Source organism: Rothia similimucilaginosa, assembly GCF_029850985.2.
In the GTDB taxonomy this organism is placed as follows: Bacteria; Actinomycetota; Actinomycetes; order Actinomycetales; family Micrococcaceae; genus Rothia.
Window position 1 is genome coordinate 812,844 of the sequence record NZ_CM138149.1, and the last position, 22,923, is coordinate 835,766.

At 59.5% G+C, this 22,923-nt stretch carries 16 protein-coding genes; 10 read left to right on the top strand and 6 right to left on the bottom strand.

Going from position 1 to position 22,923, the window contains the following annotated elements:
• Window positions 1-129: 129 nt before the first annotated feature.
• The 4 genes from QFX07_RS03445 to QFX07_RS03460 all read right to left on the bottom strand — a co-directional run bounded on the left by QFX07_RS03445 (window position 130) and on the right by QFX07_RS03460 (window position 4,269).
• The gene (locus QFX07_RS03445) at window positions 130-876 is read right to left on the bottom strand and encodes a DUF6318 family protein (protein WP_279754172.1); all 747 of its coding nucleotides are present in this window, start codon (window positions 874-876) and stop codon (window positions 130-132) included.
• A 121-nt stretch (window positions 877-997) separates the two neighbouring features.
• A complete protein-coding gene (locus QFX07_RS03450) occupies window positions 998-1,951 on the bottom strand; it encodes a DUF6318 family protein (RefSeq protein WP_279754171.1) in 954 nt (317 codons plus the stop codon).
• Window positions 1,952-2,057: 106 nt separating this feature from the next.
• Entirely contained in the window at window positions 2,058-2,888 is an 831-nt protein-coding gene (locus QFX07_RS03455; RefSeq protein ID WP_279754170.1) for a DUF6318 family protein, read from the bottom strand.
• Between the two features lie 259 nt (window positions 2,889-3,147).
• Entirely contained in the window at window positions 3,148-4,269 is a 1,122-nt protein-coding gene (locus QFX07_RS03460; protein WP_279754169.1) for a DUF6318 family protein, read from the bottom strand.
• A 660-nt stretch (window positions 4,270-4,929) separates the two neighbouring features.
• Between QFX07_RS03460 and QFX07_RS03465 the strand changes: the two genes are divergently transcribed.
• Entirely contained in the window at window positions 4,930-6,825 is a 1,896-nt protein-coding gene (locus QFX07_RS03465; RefSeq protein ID WP_279754168.1) for a dynamin family protein, read from the top strand.
• 87 nt (window positions 6,826-6,912) lie between these two features.
• Window positions 6,913-8,799 carry a GTPase gene (locus QFX07_RS03470; RefSeq protein ID WP_279754166.1) on the top strand — a complete coding sequence of 629 codons (1,887 nt, stop codon included), beginning with the start codon at window positions 6,913-6,915 and terminating at the stop codon, window positions 8,797-8,799.
• A 113-nt stretch (window positions 8,800-8,912) separates the two neighbouring features.
• Here the strand turns inward: QFX07_RS03470 and QFX07_RS03475 are convergent, their stop codons facing one another.
• The gene (locus QFX07_RS03475; RefSeq protein ID WP_459550475.1) at window positions 8,913-9,800 is read right to left on the bottom strand and encodes an IclR family transcriptional regulator; all 888 of its coding nucleotides are present in this window, start codon (window positions 9,798-9,800) and stop codon (window positions 8,913-8,915) included.
• 411 nt (window positions 9,801-10,211) lie between these two features.
• Here QFX07_RS03475 and leuC point away from each other — a divergent pair, with 411 nt between their 5' ends.
• Together leuC and leuD are read left to right on the top strand one after the other, a co-directional pair.
• The gene (gene leuC / locus QFX07_RS03480) at window positions 10,212-11,654 is read left to right on the top strand and encodes a 3-isopropylmalate dehydratase large subunit (RefSeq protein ID WP_279740215.1); all 1,443 of its coding nucleotides are present in this window, start codon (window positions 10,212-10,214) and stop codon (window positions 11,652-11,654) included.
• Between the two features lie 26 nt (window positions 11,655-11,680).
• A complete protein-coding gene (gene leuD / locus QFX07_RS03485; RefSeq protein WP_279754165.1) occupies window positions 11,681-12,274 on the top strand; it encodes a 3-isopropylmalate dehydratase small subunit in 594 nt (197 codons plus the stop codon).
• Between the two features lie 199 nt (window positions 12,275-12,473).
• Here the strand turns inward: leuD and QFX07_RS03490 are convergent, their stop codons facing one another.
• A complete protein-coding gene (locus QFX07_RS03490) occupies window positions 12,474-13,913 on the bottom strand; it encodes a transcriptional initiation protein Tat (protein WP_279754163.1) in 1,440 nt (479 codons plus the stop codon).
• A 686-nt stretch (window positions 13,914-14,599) separates the two neighbouring features.
• Between QFX07_RS03490 and murA the strand changes: the two genes are divergently transcribed.
• From murA to QFX07_RS03520, 6 genes are all read left to right on the top strand, one after another.
• Window positions 14,600-16,033, top strand: coding sequence for a UDP-N-acetylglucosamine 1-carboxyvinyltransferase (murA, locus tag QFX07_RS03495; RefSeq protein WP_279740210.1), 1,434 nt, complete (start codon window positions 14,600-14,602; stop codon window positions 16,031-16,033).
• Window positions 16,033-16,890 (top strand): lysophospholipid acyltransferase family protein, encoded by an 858-nt coding sequence (locus QFX07_RS03500; protein ID WP_279740209.1) that lies wholly within the window; start codon window positions 16,033-16,035, stop codon window positions 16,888-16,890. Before murA ends, QFX07_RS03500 begins: the two co-directional genes overlap by 1 nt.
• A gap of 102 nt (window positions 16,891-16,992) precedes the next feature.
• Window positions 16,993-18,111: an NAD(P)H-dependent glycerol-3-phosphate dehydrogenase gene (locus QFX07_RS03505; protein ID WP_279740208.1), complete on the top strand. Its 1,119-nt coding sequence runs from the start codon at window positions 16,993-16,995 to the stop codon at window positions 18,109-18,111.
• A 226-nt stretch (window positions 18,112-18,337) separates the two neighbouring features.
• The gene (locus QFX07_RS03510; RefSeq protein ID WP_279754162.1) at window positions 18,338-19,456 is read left to right on the top strand and encodes a D-alanine--D-alanine ligase family protein; all 1,119 of its coding nucleotides are present in this window, start codon (window positions 18,338-18,340) and stop codon (window positions 19,454-19,456) included.
• 620 nt (window positions 19,457-20,076) lie between these two features.
• Window positions 20,077-21,378 carry a hypothetical protein gene (locus QFX07_RS03515; protein WP_279754161.1) on the top strand — a complete coding sequence of 434 codons (1,302 nt, stop codon included), beginning with the start codon at window positions 20,077-20,079 and terminating at the stop codon, window positions 21,376-21,378.
• Between the two features lie 78 nt (window positions 21,379-21,456).
• On the top strand, window positions 21,457-22,818 hold the full coding sequence (locus tag QFX07_RS03520; protein ID WP_279754160.1) for a thiamine-phosphate kinase: 1,362 nt from the start codon (window positions 21,457-21,459) through the stop codon (window positions 22,816-22,818).
• The last annotated feature ends 105 nt before the right edge of the window (window positions 22,819-22,923 follow it).

Here is a 22,923-nt window from a genome sequence, read left to right on the forward strand (position 1 = left end):
AAGAGGAGTGATGAACTCTGTTCACCGCAATCTGGAGCCATAAATTTTGCCATCAATGGAAAAACAGTGAAAAACCGCATCCTGAGATGGAAAAGATGCAAAAGCGGAGGAGAAAACCAGTCCAGAGGACTAGTTGATGTCCATGTGCAAATCCCACTTGTTGTTCAAGTAACGGCCAACAGACTCACCGAACATCTTCACGTGACGCTTATCAGCCGCCACGGTCTGCTCCTTACCATCCTTGAACAGCCTCTCACCCAGATCCACGTTCAGAGTCACGGTCCAGTTGTACGCGCCCTGCGCCAGAACCGGCTGCTTGGTACCAATGGTCAAAGTAGCGGTCGGGTTCACGTACCAAGTCTTCTTCTCGTCAATACCTGCCTTGGTGGAGTCCGCGTACTTCTTCATCGCAGTCAGGGTCTCCTGGTCGGTGCTGACCTCGTTCATATAGCGCATATCGCCGGTACGCAGCAGGTACTCAAATGCCGCACCGAAGTACGCCAGAGCCGCCGCGAAGCCAGCCACCGAGTTCTGGTGCATGGTCTCCGGAACGATCGGGGAGGGAACATTCTGTGGTGGGTGCTCAGCGTTACCCGGCTGGTACTCGCCGTGCTCCTCCATATTCTCCAGCTTCGCTACGCCGCTGTAATCCTTATTGTCGTTAGGAAGCGGAGAATTCGCTGTGGTAGCCGACGCAGACGCAGATGCAGAGGGCGAGGTGGCGGCAGACTCAGAAGCCGATGCAGAAGCACTCTCAGAGCCAGAAGCGGAAGCAGACGCCTCAGAAGTAGTCTTAGAGCCACAAGCCGCCAGCAAAGCCATGGAGCTGACACCCAGCACACCCAGCGCCGCGCGGCGGGTCAGGTTCTCGGACATAGTGATACCTTTCAGTCAGTCGGTGATTGTAACCAGTTTAGCCGCAAACCCAACAGGATACAGAGTTGAGTCAAGCGAAGCGTGAGAAGCGCCTCGCAGATAAAAGTGTTATGACGAACTATCACGCCGCGGAGGTGGCGGAAGCCTCAACAGAAGCTTCAGCAGAACCCGAAACAGACTCGGAAGCAGATGCTGCGCCGGATACCGCTGCGCTCGCGGTGCCCTGAGTAGCGCCTCCCTGGAGTGTCGTACCGTACGCTACGCTCAGCTCCCACATCTTAGAATCAGCATGGTAGCGGCCGCGGAAATCGCACTCCTGAACCGTCACCTGAGAAACCGGATCCGCCGCCGTCGCAGAAGCAGTGGGGGACGGCGCATCAGACACCAGCGCATCCTCAGAAGACTCAGTAGGCTCAGTAGAAATACTCGCGGAGGTGACCACCGGCTGAATCTTGCCCTCAGCCACCGCATCCGTACCGAAGTCCAGAGTGTACTTGGCTTTAAACAGCAGATTGCCATCACTCATAATGGACGGCTGCGCACTCGAAAGCGCATAGGAAGCCGACGGATTCACATACCAGGACCCCTTCTCCACACCCGCAAGAATAGAAGCCGACAGAGCATCCACCTCCGAGCGAGTCTTTGACGACAGCAGAATGCCGGTCGAGAACGCATCCGTGCTACCGGTCTTCACTAGATAATCCATGGCCGCCGCAAAATAAGCAATTGCTTCATGGAAACCCGTCACCGTATTTACCGACAGAGCATCAGTCACCTTCGGCTTCGGAGCATTACGCGGCGGATGCTCCACCGCCCCCTGCTCATAACTCAGCGTGCCCTCATAGTGGGTGTACTCCACCAGACCCGAATAGTTCTGACCATCATCACTGTACCCATTCGGGTTAGTGCTCGACTTAGAACCGTTCAGGTTACCGCCCTGAGAACCAGACTGGCGGCTAGATCCACCCGAACTGCAAGCGCTCAACAGTGCTGCAGAACCAGCAACAGCAGAAACGCCCAGACCCAGGCGCAGCAGGGAGCGGCGAGAGAGAGAAGACTGAGAAAAAGAAGACATAAGAGAAAAACCTTCAATCCAGGAAAGCTCGTTACTACCAGAGTAAAACAGATCATGCCCTAACCCGAGTGCGAGTTAGGGCATGATGCCTCATCCATCTGAGGGCTTAAAGGTTGTCACCATTAGAATTTCCGCCATTACCGGAGGTACCGGAATTGCCAGCATTACCGAAGTTAGCGCCACCATTCTTAGGCTGAGCTGAAGCCTGAGCCTCATACTCGTCCTGAATAGTCAAAGTCCAATCATTATCGTCGCGTACACCTGTAACCACCAGGCCACGCTCAGTGCGGCGAACCTTCTCAGACATCTCCGCAGGAGCGCCCTCAACCACAACGGTCGGACCCAAATCAATCACCAGATCGAAAGTCCACTGCACGCTCTTCTTCACCAAGGTCGGAACAGCAGTGAATGCAGACATCGTCACCTTCGGCGACACAAACCAATTACGCACCTGTGAGCTTTCATCCGACTCATCCATGAACGATGAGAACGACGCAACGAACTTCTCATCAGCCTTCGACTCACGTAGCGGAGCTGCATCACCGGTCAACACCAGGTAGTTAATCGCCGCATACACAAACGCAATCGAATCGTACAGACCCTGCACCGAGTTCTCCGAAGCGCTCGGCGGGCGCTTCGGGACCGGCACGTTCTGTGCGGGAGCAGACTCAGTCGCCGGAACGAAAATGCCCTTATTCTCATAGTTATCGAAGGTTACCTCGCCGCTAAAGTCAGTGCGCGAAGAAGCAGAGGAGGAAAACTGAGGGGTATTCACGTCAGTGTCCTCGGTGGTGGGGGAAGAGCCACCGCAGGCAACCAGCAGGGCGCTCAATGACACGCCTGCAACGCCCGCACCGGCGTAACGCAGAGCAGAACGGCGGCTGATGCCGGTAGCGGAACTACCAGAAAGCCCAGAGGTCAAAGGGAAAAGCGCCACGGAGTACCTTTCAGGTGAGAATCTCAGGTGAGAGACGAGTGAGAGTGTGCCTCGTCGAACGGATATCACACGCGGATATCCCTCTAGAGACAGTCCTAAGTATAACGCGCCCTCGCCTTCACACCCGTGTGTACCACCGCTCGATTGAGCGTGATATGCCGCCCATCAGCGAACTTACCGCAACCAGTGGCAGCAGGGCAGCGAAGGGGCACAGGACATAGTGAAGGAGAGGACGCGTTCATTGTCTATAGCGGAGGGGCTACTGGGCGCCCCCGGCGGGAGCAGTATCTGCACCAGCGGCACCGGGCTGAGCAACACCGGGTTCAGGAGCGCCGGGAGCTACACTCGGTTGAGCCGTCGCAACGGCAGGCTGAGGATCCTGTGCTCCACCGTTCTGCGCGCCACTATTCTGCGCCGCACCATTCTGGGAGCCGGTGTCCAGTCGTGCGCCGCCGTTCTGTCCACCACTGTTTTGGGCGGCAGGCGCCTGCGCAGCACCATTATTTGTGGTACCCTGCGCGGCACTGTTACCCGAGGTGTTCGCACCGTCGTTCGCGCCACCATTAGCCGCCACGGTGCTGTCATCAGTCACCGTCGGGGTATAGGTCGAAGAAGGCTGAGCACGCGGAGTCTGAGTAGGCTTCGGAGTCAACGCAGGATCATACTGCTGAGGCGCAATCACCAACCAGCGCTTCGCCTCCTCATCGTACTCAGCGTACAGAGCAGTGGTCTCCGCAGCCTCAGTATTTTCCAGGGGCTTGGTAGCGTTCGTCGACTTCTCAACCTGCAAGCCGTGCGCCTGAGTAACAGAACACGCCCACGAATACTTAGTACCGCGAATAGTCGGCTGCTTCTCGGTCAGACGGAAAGTCCACTCGCCATCAACCAACCAGTTCGTGCCGGGCGCATAGAACGCACGCAGCTTCTCTAAAGAAGCACGCTGAACAGAATTATGCTCATGCACCACCTGCAGAGCCGGACCGGGTTCACCGGTCATACGGGCATAGTTCACCGCCGCCGCAAAATACGCGAAAGTGGCACGCAGACCGCGGGCGTTCTTGTCGTACATGCTCTCATCCTCAATGGGGATGGGCACAGCACTTGCCTTAGAATCTGTGCTAGCAGGACCGGCAGTAGGCTCAATCGTGTACACCTGACCGGTTTCCGGATCGGTACTGCTCATCGGAGCTGCACCATGACCGGGAATGTACTTGGTCCACTTCAACTCGCCCGACAGGTTGTCGTAGGCACCCGCAATCGAAGCGGAAGCAGTGGGGGAGGCGGTCGCCTCCGCAGTCTTCTTGGAACCGCAAGCGGCAAGCATAGTACCCATGGCAGCGGTGCCCGTGAGCGCGATAAAGTGGCGGCGGCTGTGAATCATAGTGATCCCCTTGAATGTGCTGTGATGCGGAAATATCGGTGATAAGTGAAGGGCTCACATCCTAATCCTCAGCCTAACATCACGCCCCTACAGGAGGGTGCGAAGCAGTCACCCGCGGGGCGGGTAGAGACGGATTGAGACGAAAATGGGCCGACCTCATCTAGCCCTAGCCTATAGATTTCGCGCGTGGCACACAAATAAAAGCCCTCATCCGTGCCTCATATCACCCAATATGGAGGGTTCTTCAAGGCACGGATGGAAAGAAGCTTTAGGCTGAGTCACGAATGTAACGAGTCGCCTTCGAGAGGCTGCTCATGTGAGGTGTTGGCTGTGCACTCGGAGTATTCGTGGATGGTTCAGAGTTAGCCACAGGGGTGGTTATTCGTAGAAACCAGCCATCCAAAGCCGATAACTGCAGGGGCTCTACCTGGCGAATGCTAGGGACCCTACGCTAGGAGTTTGACCGTACCTCCTGAGAACCTTGTGGTGCTGAGATGGGGGGGACGGCTCTACTACTGAATGAGAATGAGAATCTGCAGTGTTGCTGCACGCGCTTGCGGGCGCACTCAAAGCTGTACCAGATGTGAGAGTAAGAAGATGGCGGCGCGCCAACACCCAAACATGGCATGAAGCAGGTGCGCCCTATGGGACAATAGCGCTGTGACTACCACTGACTATGCGCAGCTCAAAGCAGCTCGCGAACTGCTCACTCGAATCCCCCTCCCACTCGACGTAGAAGCCGGCGAAACCCCTGGCGCGCCCTACACCGTCACCCACGACGGCACCGGCGAGCACGGCACCGCCACCGCGCGCACCCTGCTCGCCGCCATGGCACGCCAACTTGATGACTACATCCTGCCGCGTAGCGCCAGCGTCGACAACCCCCTCACCATCGTGGTCGGAGGCTCCACCGGTGCCGGCAAATCCACCCTCGTCAATACCCTGCTCGGCGAGCCGCTCACCCAGTCCGGTGCGATTCGACCCACCACCCGCCACCCCGTACTCCTGCACCGCGCAGAAGATGAGGAGGCTCTGTCACCCGAACGCTTCCTACCCACCCTGCCGCGCACCCGCACCTCCGGCATGAACGCAGGAGTGCAGGCACTACCCGGCCTCGACCCGAAGATTGCGCGCGCCCTCATTCCTATTACCACCTCGGCACTACCACAGGGCATCGCGCTTATTGACGCACCCGATATCGACTCCGTCTCCGAGGAAAACCGGACCCTCGCCAAGGAGCTACTCTCCGCCGCTGACCTGTGGCTCTTCGTCACCACCGCCAACCGCTACGCCGACGCCGTGCCCTGGGAACTACTCCACCAAGCAGCCGCACGCTCCATCGCTATTGTCGTGGTGCTCAACCGCGTGCCCGAAGGTGATGAAGAAGCCATCGAAAAAGACCTGCGACGCATGCTCGACGAGGCCGGAATCCACGCCGTACTGATTCACACCGTCACCGAACAGCCGCGCGATGAAAGCGGCATGCTCGCACCCGTCAGCCTTGCCCCGCTGACCCTGTGGATCCGCGAACTCGGCGCCGACGCGCCCGCCCGCGCCGCCATCGCCCGGCAGACCCTCGCCGGTGCCGTCGAAACCCTCGCCGGTAACCTGCAGGTGCTCGCCGCCGAACAGGCACGTCAGCAGGTGGCACACCAGTCGCTTGCCGCCATCGCAGCCGAAGAATACGAAGAGGCGCTGACGACCATCGACGGTGCCCTCTCCGATGGCTCCTTGCTACGCGGCGAAGTACTCTCACGCTGGCACGACTTCGTGGGAACCGGCGACTTCTTCCGATCCCTCGACAGTACCATCGGTCGCCTGCGCGATCGCGTCGGCTCCGCCCTGCGCGGTCAGCCCGCCGCTGCCCAGAAGGTAGAAGACGCCCTCGAAAGTGGCATCCACGCCGTCGTGCTGGATGCAGCCGCCCGCGCCTCCGAAAACACCCGCACCCGCTGGCGTGCCAGCCGCGCCGGGCGCTCGCTAGTTGCGCGCCTGGATGTGCCACAGACTGTCTCTGCCGCGTCCAAACAGAATGCAGAAGCTAAGGGTGAGGTGCAGTCCGCCGACGACATCTTCTCCGCAGCCGTTGCCGAGCAGATTCGCCTTTGGCAGGGCTCCGTCCTCGAAATGATCCGCAAAGAAGGCGCCGACAAGCGCAAACGCGCCCGCTTCCTCTCCCTGGGTGTGAACGCCACCGCCGTGATACTCATGGTCGCCGCGTTCAGCCTCACAGGCGGCATTACCGGTATTGAAGCGGGTATTGCGGGCAGTAGCGGCGTGGTCGGCACCAAGCTGCTCGAGTCCATCTTTGGTGAAGACGCGGTGCGCCGCATGGCAACCCGCGCCCGCACCGACCTGCTCGAACGCATGGCGGATCTGCTCACCGAGCATGCTCAGCCCTTCACTGCTGTACTCGAAGAAACCGACCCGCAGGCTGAGGCTGAGGACATTCATCGTGCGGCGGAGCAGGTGCAGAAAATCGCCGCAGAAATGAGCGCGCAGAGCCAAGCTGCCCAGGCAAAGAATGTGCAGACCCCCTGGTCGGCTACAGCATAGTCGGGGTAGCGCGGTCAACCGCCTGTCACCAGATCATCTCCACCGCGCACCACCTCACCGCGCACCACAGACGAAGAAAAATACACTATGACTACCCCCGAGAAGAAACTCGAGAACAAAGCCGCTGAGCGCAACGCGGAGCGAGGCGCCACCTCTGTCGTGGCGTCCTCGCCCTTCGCGCGCTCCGTTGCATCCCTGAAGGATGCCATTAGCTACGGTGAAGGACGGGTCCCCGAAACCGTGCTGTTCGACGCCGCAGAAACCCTCGAACGCCTCAGCCAGCGCCGCGAACTCTCCACCGAACACACCGTCATCGGCTTCTTCGGTGCAACCGGTAGCGGCAAATCCACGCTATTTAACGCTATCGCCGGGCAGAGTATCGCCCTCTCTGCCCCCACGCGCCCGACCACCTGCACCGTGCAGGCGGCAATCTGGGAGGCAGAAGGCAGCGAAGAACTGCTCGATTGGCTCGGCATTGACAAGCGCGTCTACCCGCAAACTCAGGCGCTCGCGGCCGAAGGAAACGTATCCGAGGGGAATGAAGCAGGCGGAAACAATAAAGCAGCCGGGGGAGCGGCGGCACCCAACGCCGTCACCGAACCGGCACCCGGACTCTTCAACCGCATACGCCGCGCAGCAGGCGGACGCGGCGAAATGCGTACCCGCACCGGCGGCCTCATTCTGCTGGACATGCCCGACTTTGACTCAGTCACCACCACGAACCGCGACCTCGCCGCCCGCATGATGCGCTATGTGGACGTACTCGTCTGGGTAGTCGACCCCCAAAAATACGCCGACGCCGTTATCCACCGCGACTTCATGGTGCCGCTTGCCGCCTCCGGCGCGCAAGCACTCTGCGTGCTCAACCAGGCAGACAAGCTTGCACCTGCCGAGGTGCCCGCCGTGCTCGCATCCTTCACCCGCCTGCTTCAGGCTGAGGGCACCGAAGCGCACCTGCTCGCCGCACCCATCGCCGTTTCCGCACGAACCGGTGAGGGCGTCGACGTGCTACGCGACCTGCTCGCGCAGGTAGCTGCCGCCAAGAGCCTATCCCTCCAACGAACCGACGCACAGCTGCACGCCACTGCATCCCAGCTGCGCACCTATGCCGGGGGAGAGGGAGCCGTGCTCGCCGGAGCCTACGCCCTCGAAGCGGAACAGAAGCTCGCGAAGGCGTGCTACACTTCCAGCCAGGCAGAGCAGGTTTTGCAGGCGGCAACCGCCTCCTACCGTCGCGCCGCAGGTCAGCACACCGGCTGGATCCTCACCCGCTGGATGAGCCGTCTGAAAGCTGACCCCCTGCGCCGCCTGCACTTGGGGCAGCAGGACGAAACGAAGAGCGCGTCTAAGGCGGAGAAATCCTCGGGTATGCTTGGCTCCGATAGTGAGAATGCACCCGAGCTGGTGGCATCCTCGCTACCCCCGCTGAGCGCCGCACAGAAGGCAGGCATGGCGAACGCCGTGCGCCAATACAGCAATCAGATGGCGGACCGCGTCGAAGACCCGTGGAAGCGCAGTATGAAGGAAGCCGCTCTCTCCCGCGAGGCGGATCTACCCGAACTGCTCGAACGGGACATGATGCGCATCGACTACGGTCTGGGCCGTACCCGCGCCCCCTGGGTCCTCTTCAACGCGCTGCAGTGGATCGCGCTACTGAGTGCCCTGGTAGGCGTCGGATGGCTGACACTCATCTCCGGCATGGCGTACCTGCAGATTCAGCTACCGCCCGCCCCGACCCCCGAAGGCTCCCCGGTACCCCTGCCGACCCTGCTTCTGCTGCTGGGCATACTCCTTGGCATCGCTTCGGCGGGGGTGGGCAGATTGCTCACCGCCATGGGCTCACGCTACTACAGACGTAAGCTGCGAGGTCGCCTGCAGACCGGTGTCGAGAAGGCGGTGCAGTCCTGCGTGGTTGCCCCTGTGCAGCTGGAAGCTAAGCGCCTCAACTCCTACCGCAAGGCGCTGGATATTTAGCGGCGTATTATCTGAAAAACAGTATCAGGCTAAGAGCGCATAAAAGGATCCCTCCCCACCTCAAATCGAGGTGGAGAGGGATCCTTTTCATGAAAACTATCCAGAACAGAGCCTTAGCTTTCCTCAACATTCGATGCCGAGTGAGAAGCAGAAAGCTCACGCAAACCGTCAGTAATCGCCTGAGCAGCCTTGACGACCAGCTCGGGGTAGTTGCGGTTCGGCTGGCGGGTCATACGATCCATCGGACCTGAGATGGAGACTGCCGCAATCACCTTGCCACCGGGAGCACACACCGGAGCAGACACCGAGGCGGTACCGCGCTCACGCTCGCCCACGGACTGTGCCCAGCCGATGCGGCGTACAGCGGCGAGCATGGCGGCGCTGAAGTGTGCATCGCGCAGGCCTTCAACAATGCGGTTCTGGTCTTCCCAAGCCAGCAGTACCTGGGCGGCGGAGCCAGCCTGCATGGACAGCTGGGTGCCGACCGGAATAGATTCATGCATGCCGGAGGGGCGTGCCGCGGTCGCCGTGCAGACGCGCCAGTCACCCTGGCGGCGGTACAGCTGGGTGGATTCGTCAGCTGCGAGGCTGAGCTTCTGCAGAATCGGGTCTGCCACGGTGATGAGCTCGTCAGCAATGGTTGCGGATGCGAGTTCGGCCAGACGGGGTCCGAGCATGAAGCGTCCCTGCACGTCGCGGGCTACGAGGCGGTGGTGTGCCAACGCCACGGCGAGGCGGTGTGCGGTGGGGCGTGCCAGACCGGTTGCCTTGACAAGGTCGCCTAGAGATACGGGTCCTGCCTCGAGGCAATCAAGAATGAGGGTCGCTTTGTCGAGTACGCCAACGCCGGAGGAGCCGTGGGAGTTTACCTCTACCATCTGCTCGTCGGCGGCCATGTGTTCGGGCGGCTTGACGGGGTCGACAATCGGTGCGTTGTGGTGTGTGGATGCGTTGGGGTGACGCATTCCGTATGCGTTAAAACGTGAGGCGGAAAGAGTCATTCTTATATTCTATCTCAGAATATGAAAGATGCCCTGGACTTTGTGGACTCTTCCGGGCACACAGCTGAAGATGGAATCACCCCCTACGGGATAAATTATGAATTTGTCATAATAAGTGTTTATGTGGGTTTATGGGTGAAAATGTGTGAAAGAGTCGCAGAAAAGTGCGTGCAACCCCGCAAAATCACCACGGAGTCATAGTGTAAACCCACAATAAATCACCCGCTATCTCGGGGTGATTCCGGTCTGTCTCACAGGCTAAGAATCCGTGAAAAAATACGCGACACGCCGCAGGGAAATACCGGTTTGAGGGTCCCATCGGGTACATAATCCGCCTCTCAATCCCCAAAACCGGCGGCACGCACCACCCCGAACGCATCCACCGTAGGAACGCATCAAGCAGGAGAAAGCATGACTAGCGAACAGAACGCAACCACCGCGGGCACCCGTCCGCGCACCCTGGCAGAAAAAGTCTGGGACGCACACGTCGTCGTCCCCGGTGAAAACGGCAAGCCCGACCTGCTCTACATCGATCTGCAGCTACTGCACGAAGTGACCTCGCCCCAGGCATTTGAGGGTCTGCGCATCGAGAACCGCCCCCTGCGACGCCTCGACCTGACGATCGCCACCGAGGACCACAACACCCCCACCGACAATATCTTCGGCACCATTGCCGACCTGACCAGCCGCACCCAGATTGAGACCCTCCGCCGTAACGCTGCAGAGTTCGGCGTGCGCATCCACTCCCTCGGCGACGAGGAGCAGGGCATCGTGCATGTAGTCGGCCCCCAGCTGGGTCTGACTATGCCCGGCATGACCGTGGTCTGCGGCGACTCCCACACCTCCACCCACGGTGCGTTCGGCGCTCTCGCGTTCGGTATCGGCACCTCCGAGGTGGAGCACGTCATGGCAACCCAGACCCTGCCCCTGGCACGCTTCAAGACCATGGCAATCAATGTTGAAGGCACCCTCAAGCCCGGTGTGACCGCGAAGGACATCATCCTTGCTGTTATCGCCCAGATCGGCACCGGCGGTGGTCAGGGCTACGTGCTCGAATACCGTGGCTCCGCGATTCGCTCCCTCTCCATGGAGGGCCGTATGACCATGTGCAATATGTCCATTGAGGCGGGTGCCCGCGCCGGTATGGTCGCCCCCGATGAGACCACCTTCGAGTACGTCAAGGGCCGCCAGCACGCACCCAAGGGCGAAGAGTGGGACAAAGCAGTCGAGTACTGGAAGAGCCTGCCCACCGACGAAGGCGCCATCTTCGACAAGGAAATCTTCATTAACGCTGACGAGCTCGAACCCTTCGTCACCTGGGGCACCAACCCCGGTCAGGGTATTCCGCTGAGCCACGCCATTCCCTCCCCGGATGACTTCGAGGACGAGAACGATAAGGTCGCAGCAGAACGCGCCCTCGAATATATGGGCCTGGAGGCGGGCACCCCCATGAAGGAAATCCCTGTGGATGTCGTCTTCCTGGGCTCCTGCACCAACTCCCGCATCGAGGACCTGCGCGCCGCGGCGGACATCGTGCGTGGCCGCACCATCGCCGAGAACGTGCGCATGATGGTCGTGCCCGGCTCGCAGAAGGTCCGTGCACAGGCTGAAGCAGAAGGCCTGGACAAGATTTTCAAGGACTTCGGTGCCGACTGGCGTTTCGCTGGCTGCTCCATGTGCCTGGGTATGAACCCCGACCAGCTGGCACCCGGTGAGCGTTGCGCCTCCACCTCGAACCGTAACTTTGAGGGCCGCCAGGGCAAGGGTGGCCGCACCCACCTGGTCTCCCCGGTGGTTGCCGCCGCAACCGCTGTACGCGGTACCCTGTCCGCCCCGTCCGACGTCGTGGCCTAGCACGCCGCTATAGCTAAGGAGCCATTATGGAACCCATTATTAAGCACACCGGCATTGGCGTGCCGCTGCGTTCTTCGAATGTTGACACCGACCAGATCATTCCCGCCGTCTACCTCAAGCGAGTGACCAAGACTGGCTTCGACGATGCCCTTTTCGCTAACTGGCGTAAGGACCCCGAGTTCATCCTGAACCAGGAGCCCTACAAGCACGGTAGCGTGTTGGTGGCGGGCCCAGATTTCGGTACCGGTTCTTCCCGTGAGCACGCGGTGTGGGCGCTGAAGGACTACGGTTTCAAGGTCGTTATTTCCGCTCGTTTTGCCGATATTTTCCGTGGCAACTCCGGTAAGCAGGGCCTGGTTACCGCGCAGGTTGCACAGGATGATATTGAGCTGATCTGGAAGGCACTGGAGTACGAGCCCGGCACCGAAATCGCCGTTGACCTGGAGTCCAAGACCGTAACCGCGGGTGCGCTGGTTGTTCCCTTCGAGATTGACGACTACGTGCGTTGGCGCCTCATGGAGGGCCTGGACGATATTGGTCTGACCCTGCAGAACCTGGACGCTATTGAGGCGTACGAGGCGAAGCGCCCCTCCTGGATGCCCCGCACTCAGGAGCTCTAAGTAGAGAACTCTATATAGGGAATATCTACGCCGAGCGTTCTAAAACCTAGGGATATAAAGCTCGAAGGCGGCGACTGAATCAGTCGCCGCCTTCGAGCTTTTCTGTACCTAAAACCCTTGGCACGCAGATAAAAGTGCCTCCCCGGAGCATCAGCTCCCGGAGAGGCGTATTTATTCAATGCCTAGAGATTAGGGACCCTCAGTGATGGGGGGTTTCCAAGGTTGTATTCTCGGCGCACTTGTACAGTGCCGCCGAACCGGGGGAGCGCACACCTGCAGTCGGGTTCGCGTTCTGTGCGGTGGTAAGAGCGAAGTCAGAGACCACCTCGTAGTTAATGTAGCTGCCGCCCGCGCCGCCGCCACTGCTCAGGGAGCTGATTGAGTAGATGTTGCCTTCGCCCTCGAACTGTACCTGACGGCCGAAAACGCTCTCGTAGTATGCGCCGATAGTCCAGATGTTCAGACCTGCGCCGCCTCCACCATAGCCGGCGCCACCGCCGGATGCTACGGAAGTGAGGGAGAGCCTGCCGTGGGTGTGGGAGAGTAGAGCGCCTGAGCCACCCTTACCGCGGTAGGAGCCGGTAGCGTCCGCGCCACCGGTGCCCTTCTCGCCCTCATGTACGGAGTCACCCTCGTAGAAGTAGTAGCGCGGGAAGCTGTACGAATCGAACCAGGGGTCGGACATCGACTGAAGCTTTAGCTCATTGTTCTCGTTGAGGATGCCGGTCAGTGCCTCACCGAGGGTGCCGGGTGTGCCGGAGCGACCAGCGGTACCGCCGGTGACCACGAAACGCATATCGAAGGGTTTGTCCCCCTCTTCCAGAGGCTTAAATTCCTGGTAGGGGCTTGCCATGAGTATGCCGCCCTGACCGGTGTTATCGGTGCCCAAGTCACTGCCTGCGCTACCGCCTGCGGTAGTGGATGCGTCGCGGCGGTCCAATGCCACGCGCAGTGCCGGGTTCAGCTGATCCTTGGGCTGTACGTTGAAGACGTGCTGGTGGGTGGTGAGGGTGCCCAGCTGGGCACCGCCGCCCCCTGCACCCGCAACAGCCACGACGGTGACCGCACCGTCACGGACCAGCTCGACAGCGGAGGATCCGCCGCCGGAAGCACCGTAGACGTAACCGCTACTGGTGCCCACTACCTGTGCGCTGCCGGTTGCGGTGCTGGAGCCGGTGGAGTCACCACCGGCTGCGTAGCCTTCGCCACCGTATGCGGGCTGCGCGCCGGCCGCGGAGCCGACACCGCCGTTACCCGCCCAGACGCGAAGGATATCGCCGGACTTGACCATCAGAACGCCGCTGAGCTGTGCGCCAGCACCGCCGCCAGCCAGGGATGCGTTCGTGACATTGGTCAGGTAGCTGGGGGTGAAGGAGGATGCGGCACCGCCGGCACCTCCCACGAGGTTGAATCGTACTCGTCCAACGCCTTCAGGAACGAGCCATTCGGTGTACGCACCAGCCTTGTCGTCGAAGCCGGTTGCGGTTGGCTTGAGGGTGAGGACGGGGGAGCATGTGGGCTCGCTACTTGCCGCCCATGCAGGGACGGCTGCACTGGCGAGGATAACGGGGGCACTCCATGCCGCACCCTGTACGAGGCGACGGCGTGAAATGGCAGACGCAGTGTTGTGATGTGTCATATTGGGTCCTCCAGCAGTTCGCGGATGCAGGCGCGAAGTGACCTGTGGTTGGTTGTGATGTGCCCATGGTTTTTAGTTGACTTTCGAATATTTAACGGTGAGGTTGAGATGAATTTTTGAAGTTGAAGTGAATCAGGAAGCCGAACCATTTTGGGTGGGCACTATCGCAAAGGTGTATGCGGTGAATGCACGCCCCGCGCTCTCCCGTGGGACTCTATACTGCGCGGTTGCAAAGGCGGTGCCGGCGCCGATGCCGCAGTGTAGAGCTGATTGGCTCCTCCTAGAGAGCGGAGGTGCCGTTCAGCGGGCACAAGTGTGCACGCTATTGTAGGGGTGAGGTTGCTCTCAAATTTAAATTCGGACGTTAAAAAGACGAAACTAACGTCAAATTTCCGCGAAGAACCCAAAAATGTTTGTATTATTGTGATTTTTTGTGTATTTTTTTATTTTTCGGCACTGAATCTGAAGGTTCAGACCGATTCTTCACATACATAGCAGAGCAAAATCCTCGTCGGCCCTGCCAAAGATTATTCATCGTTTGGAGCACCTATATACAGGGCTTAGAATAATGATGAATATGTGCGCCCGTTTCACCCTGCTACCGGCAGGGGCACGTATGAGAACGCGGCGCATTGGCACACTGTTAAAGTTCGGCCTAAACCAGCCGACTCCATAAAGGATTTTTAATGACTGAGAACATCAGCAAGCTTCGCATTGAAGGTGGCACTCCGCTCGTTGGTGAGGTCCACGTTCGAGGCGCCAAGAACCTGGTGCCCAAGGCGATGGTCGCAGCACTGCACGGTTCGACCCTCTCGACCCTGCGTAACGTCCCTGACCTGAGCGATGTCGAAATCGTTACCACCCTCGTGGAGCTGCACGGCGCAAAGGTTGATTACGACCGCGAAGCTGGTGTTCTGACCCTCAACCCCGCACAGGATGCAACCACCGCTGCAAAGAACGCGGAGGAGATTCAGCTCTTCGGCGGTAACTCCCGCATCCCGATTCTGATGGTGGGCCCGCTGCTGCACACCCTTGGTACCGCACGCATCCCCAACCTGGGTGGCTGCAAGATTGGCGACCGCCCCATCGACTACCATATGGCGGCTCTGCGCAAGTTCGGCGCAGTTGTTGAAAAGGATGATGAAACCGGTACCACTCTGATCGTTCCTGAAGAGGGCCTAAAGGGTGCAGAGATTGTACTGAACTATCCCTCCGTGGGTGCTACCGAGCAGGTTCTGCTCACCGGTGTGCGAGCTAAGGGTAAAACCGTCCTGCGCAACGCAGCGATTGAGCCTGAAATTATTGACCTGATCGCTGTTCTGCAGAAGATGGGTGCCATTATCTTCATCAATGAGGACCGCACCATCGTCATTGAGGGTGTGGACGAGCTGACCGGCTACGATCACACGTCCCTGCCCGACCGTAACGAGTCCGCTTCCTGGGCTTCTGCTGCACTGGCTACCGGCGGCGATATTTTTGTGCGCGGCGCAGATCAGAAGGATATGACCGCGTTCCTCAACCAGTTCCGCAAGATGGGCGGCCTGTATGAGGTGACCGCCGAGGGTATTCGCTTCACCCACCCGGCTCAGCGCACCCCCGGTGCTCAGCTGAAGCCCATTGTCTTTGAGACCAATGTGCACCCCGGCTTCATGACCGACTGGCAGCAGCCCCTTGTTGTGGCGCTGACCCAGGCTAAGGGTGCATCTATCGTGCACGAGACTGTGTACGAGGAACGTTTCGGCTTCACCAACGCCCTGAAGCAGATGGGCGCAGATATTGTCGTCATGCGTGACTGCGTGGGCGGCACGCCCTGCCGTTTCGAGGGTAAGGGGTACGGCCACTCCGCTATTATTTCTGGTCCCACCCCGCTGACCGGTGCCGACATAGAGGTTCCGGATCTGCGCGGCGGCTTCTCCCACATCATTGCTGCTCTGGCTGCTAAGGGTACCTCTCACGTGAGCGGTGTTGAGCTGATTGCTCGTGGCTACGAGAACTTTGAGGAGAAGCTCAAGGGCCTGGGCGCCAACTTTGAGGTGCTGACACGCAAGGTGTCGAAGGCTCCCAAGCCCGATGCTGCAATAGTCGTTGTTGAGCCCGAGGAAGTTGAGGTTCAGGACTAGTGAGCGGACAGCAGGGAAAGCAGGCTCTGTCTGAGATTGAGCCCACCGCCTATGGTGACGCTCTGTACAAGGTGCTCGGTAACGCTACGCGTGGGCTGTACAAGCTCATCGCGCATGTTGAGATTACCGGTCGTGAGAACCTGCCTAAGAGTGGCGGGTACATTATCGTGGCTAACCACACCACCGAGCTTGACCCGGTGACTGTGGCTTTCCCTGTTTTCGTTGAAGGTGCCCTGCCGCGCTTCTTGGCGAAGGATTCACTCTTCCGCGCTCCCGTGCTCGGCTACATTATGCGTAAGCTTGCGCATATTCCCGTGGTTCGCGGTTCGGTGGATGCGCGTAAGTCCCTGATTACTGCCCGCAAGATTGTTGAGGCTGGCGGTGCCGTTGTGATTTTCCCGGAGGGCACCACCACCCACGATCCGCAGCTGTGGCCCATGCAGGCGCGTACCGGTGCGGCTCGTCTGGCTCTTGCGACCGGCGCGCCCGTCTACCCGGTGGCGCATTGGGGCGACGAGCAGATTCTTGGTTACGTGGATGAGGACGGCGAGGATGGCCGCATCAAGGAGAAGCGTAAGATTTCGCTGTTCCCGCGCAAGACCGTCCAAGTGAAGGTTGGCAAGGCACTGGATATTGCCTCCCTCGTTGAGGACATCAGCCCCGATGCTAAGCACACCCGCACCGAACTGGGCGTGGTCACGGACGCCATGCTGGATGCTATTACCGCCGAGCTGGAGAAGATCCGCGGTGAGAAGGCTCCTGAGGGTCGTTGGAATCCGCGCGCTAAGCGTCGTGAAGCCTCCGGCACCCCCTCCGGTCCGGTCGGTGGCCCACTCGGCGAACCGGACGAAAAGTAGTATTCCCACTGGGAAACATATGAGAGTCACCGATAGGTGCCCGACCGGGTGCCTTCGGTGGCTCACCTAAGGACCTCACAAGGAAGAGAAGCTGGTGTTTTCGTGACCTTCTTTGGACGCACCCCCGCAGCAAGCCCTGAATTTACCCCTCCGGCAACCGTGCAGTCTATTGCGGTGTTGGGCGCCGGTAGCTGGGGCACCGCTTTCGCTAAGATTGCAGCGGATGCTGCCCGCGAGCGCGGCGATGACACTCGCGTGACTCTCATCGGTCGTGATGAGCAGGTGATGGCTGAGTGCGAGCGCACCCGCGAGAACGCTCGCTATTTTCCGGGAATGAAGCTGCCAGATAACATGCACTTCACTGCGGATGCCCCCGCCGCGCTGACCGGTGCCGATATGGTGGTTCTTGCTTTGCCTGCGCAGGTTCTGCGTTCGCAGTTGCAGAGCTTCGCCCGCTATATTGAGCCGAACGCCATGTTGGTGTCTTTGGCGAAGGGCCTGGAAACCGGTACGGGTCTGCGCATGTCGCAGGTCATTACTGAGGAGCTGGAAGAATCTATGGCTCTGCGTGGTGCTGATGTGCGCGCGATTGGTCATATTCCGCACCGCGTATGCGTGCTCTCGGGCCCGAACCTGGCGAAGGAAATCATGGGGGAGGAGCCTACCGCCTCCGTGGTTGCGGCTCGTACCCTGCCGGTAGCTGAGTCTGTTGCTCACGCAATTGCGTGCGCGTATTTCCGCCCGTACACCAACACGGATGTGGTGGGTACCGAAATTGGCGGCCTGGTGAAGAACGTGATTGCCCTTTGCGTGGGTATTTGCGAGGGCCGCAATTACGGTGATAACTCGAAGGCGTCCATTATGACTCGCGGTCTGGCGGAGATTACCCGCCTGGCGGTGGCCTTGGGTGGCGAGGCTGCGACGATGAGCGGTCTTGCCGGTATGGGCGACTTGATTGCGACCTGCTCTTCGCCGCTGTCTCGTAACCACACGGCGGGGCGCCTGCTGGCCCAGGGTATTACCCCTGACCGCCTGCATGAGCATATGATCCAGACCGCTGAGTCGATTAAGTCGGCGCCGGTGGTGGCTGAGTTGGCTCGTCGTCACAGTGTGGAGATGCCCATTGTTGAGGCTGTGGTGGCTGTGCTTTCGGGTCGTATTGGCATTGAGGAGTTGGCGCCTCAGCTGTTGGGTCGCCGCCTCAAGCATGAGAGCCACTAGGTTTTGAAGCTATCTGGTGTGCTGGTAACCCCTAATTAGTGATGTGTGCCAGGACATACTAGAAGAAGATTGAACGTAGACATCCGAGGACGGATACCGTTGCGGAAGACCTGTGCGTGAGAAACGCATCAGTGACCGCGACGGTATTCGTGCGTTAGGATTATTGACGCATTGCCGTTCCACCTTCCGGCTCTGAGGGTAGGGGAACATTGACTAGGAGAAATATATGACCGAGAAGAAGACCGTCGCCCTGCTGTGCGGTGGCCGCTCCTCCGAGCATCCCATTTCGCTCATTACCGCCGCTGGTGTGCTGAGCGCCATTGACCGCACTGCCTATGAGGTCATCACTATCGGCATTACCCGTGACGGCCGCTGGTATCTGACCGACGAGCAACAGCTCGCCGAGCTGACCGCTGGCACACGCGGTACCGCAGAGTTTCCCGAGGGTACCCAGCAGGTGTTCCTGCCGATGGGTGCCGGTGATTCCCGTTTGACCCTGGTGGATGCTGAGGGTAACGTTACCCGCACCGCACCGGTGGACGTTGTCTTCCCGCTACTGCACGGCCCATTTGGTGAGGACGGTACCGTGCAGGGTCTGCTGGAAATGGCTGACCTGCACTATGTGGGTTGCGGTGTGACCGCATCCGCTGTGGGTATGGATAAGCATTTCATGAAGGTTGCTTTCGAATCTGCTGGCCTGGAGGTCGGACCCTACGAGGTTGTCACTAACCGCCAGTGGGAGCACGAGGACCGCGAGCAGATTCTGGAGCGCGTGCTGAAGCTGGGCTTCCCCATGTTTGTGAAGCCGACTCGTGCTGGTTCTTCTTTCGGTATTACCAAGGTGGATTCGGTGGAGGAGCTTGTGCCGGCGATTGAAGAGGCTCGCTGCCACGATCCGAAGATTATTATTGAGGCCGGTATTGCGGGCCGTGAAATTGAGTGCGCTGTGCTTGATGGTCACCACGGCGAGATGCCTCGCGCATCCTACCCCGGTGAGATTGAGGTTGTGGACGAGGACCACGGCTTCTACGACTTTGAGGCGAAGTATGTTTCTGAGTCTTCTGCTGTGACCGTGTGCCCGGCGAACCTGCCGCAGGATGTGCAAGATAGTCTGCGTGAGCTGGCTGTGAAGGCGTTTTTGGCGCTGGATGGCGAGGGCCTGTCGCGTGCGGACTTCTTCTACACCGAGGATGGCCGCCTGATCATTAACGAGGTGAACACCATGCCCGGCTTCACCCCGATTTCGATGTACAAGACCATGTGGGAGAACACTGGTATTTCCTACACTAATTTGATTAGCGAGCTGCTGACCCTGGCGATGGAACGCCCTTTGGGTCTGCGCTAGTTTTAGAGAGTGCTTAAGCTTTGAGTGGGCTAAGTTCTTGAGCTGACGCTCAGCGTATGAATATTTAACGGTGGAGGAGTGTCCCTGCTGGAAGGCGCCTCGGTGCGGATTCTTGAGACTCTGCATCGGGGCGTTTCTTGCGCGGCTGATAAGTTAGTTGCCGGGGAAAACGGTGAATTGGTATGTATTTCCCGCATATATGCTGATGAGAATCGCTTGTTTTTCATTCATGAGCAAATCACTAATGTCTATCTTGGGGTACTCCAATGGGGGAGTGTAAGTTCTAAAGCGGCATTGATAGGGTGAAATGTAATTCTGTTCATAAGTGCATGAAATAATGCTTCTAGATGGCGAAAAGATTCGCTAGGTAGTCCTAGCACTTGGCAAAGCTCAAAGCTTGCCAGGAAAGCACTAAAATGAGTAATGAAGAAAAAACTGATTCGGTAGAATAGACGAAGGCAACTCCGGTTTACCTAATGACCGGATATCTATTCACTCACAACGTATTAGAAAGTCAAGGACAACCTTTGGGAAAACGAAGCCGTAAGGTGGTCTCTGCGAGTCTGGCGACAGCACTGGTTGCTTCCGGAAGTCCATGCGTAGCCTCGTTTGCTCAAGATATGCAGGAGGCAGCATCACAGCTTCCGCCGAACCCTGTTGGCACCGCAGAACAAACCCTGGATTCCGCCGCGACCGCGGCATCCTCCTCCCAGACGGTATTACCCGCGCTTACTACCATAAGCGCATGGCCCACCGAGCAGGGGGACAATAAGACTGACAACGCGCAGTCAGAGCCCACCGCTCAGCCTAGCACTTCTTCCAACCCTCAGCCCATTGCTAGTGCTAAACCTTCTGCGATCGCTACGCCCACTCTGGACGCGACACCTACCCCGGACGTGACCGTACAGCCGACTGCCGAGCCCACCGTAGCTCCTGTTGCAGAGCCTACCGATGAGCTCGCTAAGGACGTAACCCCGGAACCTACGGCAGAGCCTACCGCTGAGTTCACTAAGGACGTAACTCCCGAGCTGACCCCGGAACCCACCTCTGATCCGAAGGTAGAGCCTACTCCGGAACCGCAGCCGACTCCGGAACCGGAGCATACTCCCGAACCGAATCCGGAGCTGACCAAGGATGTAACTCCCGAACCGACTCAGGAACCGAGCGAGGCACCCTCCGAGGAGCCGACTCAGGCTCCGGTAGTGCCCGCGCCAACTCAGGAACCCTCTAAGGAAGCAGAAATCCCCGTGGTTCCGGTAGCTCCCGTAGCTCCGGTAAAGGACACAGGTAACGACTCGGACTCCAAATTGGTTGCTCCGGTCGAGACTGAGCCTGTTGCTCCGATTCCTCCGGCGAACAACCAGGTGACCACTCCCGGCAACCGTCAGGAAATCTCTGGGGAAGATGTCATTATTTCGATTGAGCTTCCGCGACCGGGCGGTTCCTCTGAATCCTCCATCTCCTCTTCGGGATCTTCAAGCTCTTCATCGAGTACCAAGGCACCGAATGACGGGCTTGATGACGACGAGGATGATCCGTTGCGTTCTGGCGGCACCACCCTCGGACGAATCGCAGCCAATAATGGCTCGAATGACTCCATCCCGGGGGCGGCAGACTGGGTTGCTGGATACCTCTCGCGCAATACGACCGACGAAGACCACTCCCAGGAGGCAAGCCCCTCGAACTTCTCAAGCTCGGCATCAGCTTCGAAGTCGTCCAGCTCCTCCACCTCGGCTATCGTCAGCCACTCCGCAAAGAGCGTGGCAAAGGCTGACGGCGCGAACGCCGCCCAGGAGCAGGCCGTGAAGAATGCGGACGCTGACGATTCCGGACTTTCCGGCATTGCACCGCTGATTCTCTTCTCACTCATCGGTCTGGTGCTGATTGCTCTGGCAATCCGCTACTTCAGCCGCGGAGCATAAGGCGAACATAACGCGTAAGAATACGCGATAATAGAGGATGTGAATCCTCAGACTTTTAGCGATACGCGGGACAACCCCATGCGAGAGACACCTCTCTCAAAGCTGGGGGAGTCCCGCGTTCTGCGCGCTTTCATGCCGATTATCAACGCCCACAACGAGCAGGTCGCCGCTACGGCACGCCAGGCTGGGCACATTGAACCCCTCGATGTGGGTCCCGGCGACGACTGTGCCGTCCTCGCCGCGCCCGCACCCGGTCAGCGTACAGTGGTCACCACCGACACTCTCGTTGAGGACCAGGACTTCATGAACCTTTGGCCCGGCGGCATCGCGCGGACGGGTGAGGGTGGCGAGTTCATTCTGGAACCCGCCCGCAGCAGCGGTTACGATGTGGGGTGCAAAGCCGCGACCCAGAACCTTGCCGACGTTGCCGCCATGGGTGCACACCCGGCAAGCCTCTTCATCTCCTTGAGTCTGCCCGGTAGCACTCCTTACGGCTGGATTGACGGCTTCGCCCACGGCATTGTGGATGGAATCAATGCCTGTGGAGCCACCGAATGCGTGATTGGCGGCGGCGATATTGGCGACTCCACCGAAATGTCGGTGACTGTTACCGCCCTCGGCTACACGGATCATGCCGTGCTGCGCTCCGGTGCGCGACCCGGTGACACTATCGCCCTGGCGGGACGTACCGCCTGGTCCGATGCCGGTCTGCGTCTGCTGCTCAACCCCCTTTCCCTACCCGCTACGGCACTGCTATGTGCCATTGTTGCAGGTCAGGATGCTGAGGTGGCACTGAGTGCGGTGGCTCAAGCGTGGGCTCAAAAGCACACTGAGAAGCAGGCTGAAGGTTCGGCTGCACTTGCTGCTCTTCCCGAAGGACTCATCGAGCTTGCCCGCACTCTCACCCCTGAAGACGCCGCGCAGATGCTCGCGGTCTGCGAGCGCGCCGTCGACTCGCAGCACCACCCCGTCAGCCCCATCCCCGCAGGAGAGGTGGCACGCCAGCACAAGGCAAGCTCCATGCTGGACCTCTCCGATGGCCTCGTCAAGGACGCTGGACGAGTTGCCGCCGCCTCCGGGGTGCAGATGCGCCTTGACCGCGCCGCCGTGGATGCGTTCGCCGAGCCGCTACTACCGTTGGCACGCCTGCTACTGGCGATTGGTGAGCGCAATGAGGCGGGGGAGAGCCCTGCATCCTTGGCGCGCGCCTTCGTGCTGGTCGGTGGAGAAGACCACGGTCTGCTGGCGACCTTCCCCAGCGAAGTACCCGAAGAGTTCGTGCCCCTGGGAACCTGCGTTGCGGACGTGCCGGAGCGCGGTCTGAGTGCTGAGCTCTACGGTGCCGAGCGCCGCCACGATACGGTAACCGGCGCGGCGGTCGTGATGGACGGCCGCTCCCTGGACGGCATGGGTTGGGAGCACTACGGAGCTTCCGCGTAGGAGCTTGGTTGAGGGCCGTGAGGTGCGTGCGGTTTGTGCGTTCCCTCTGTGCTTTCATTCCGCGGGACAAATGGCGGACAATACCGTACATTTAACCGAAAATTT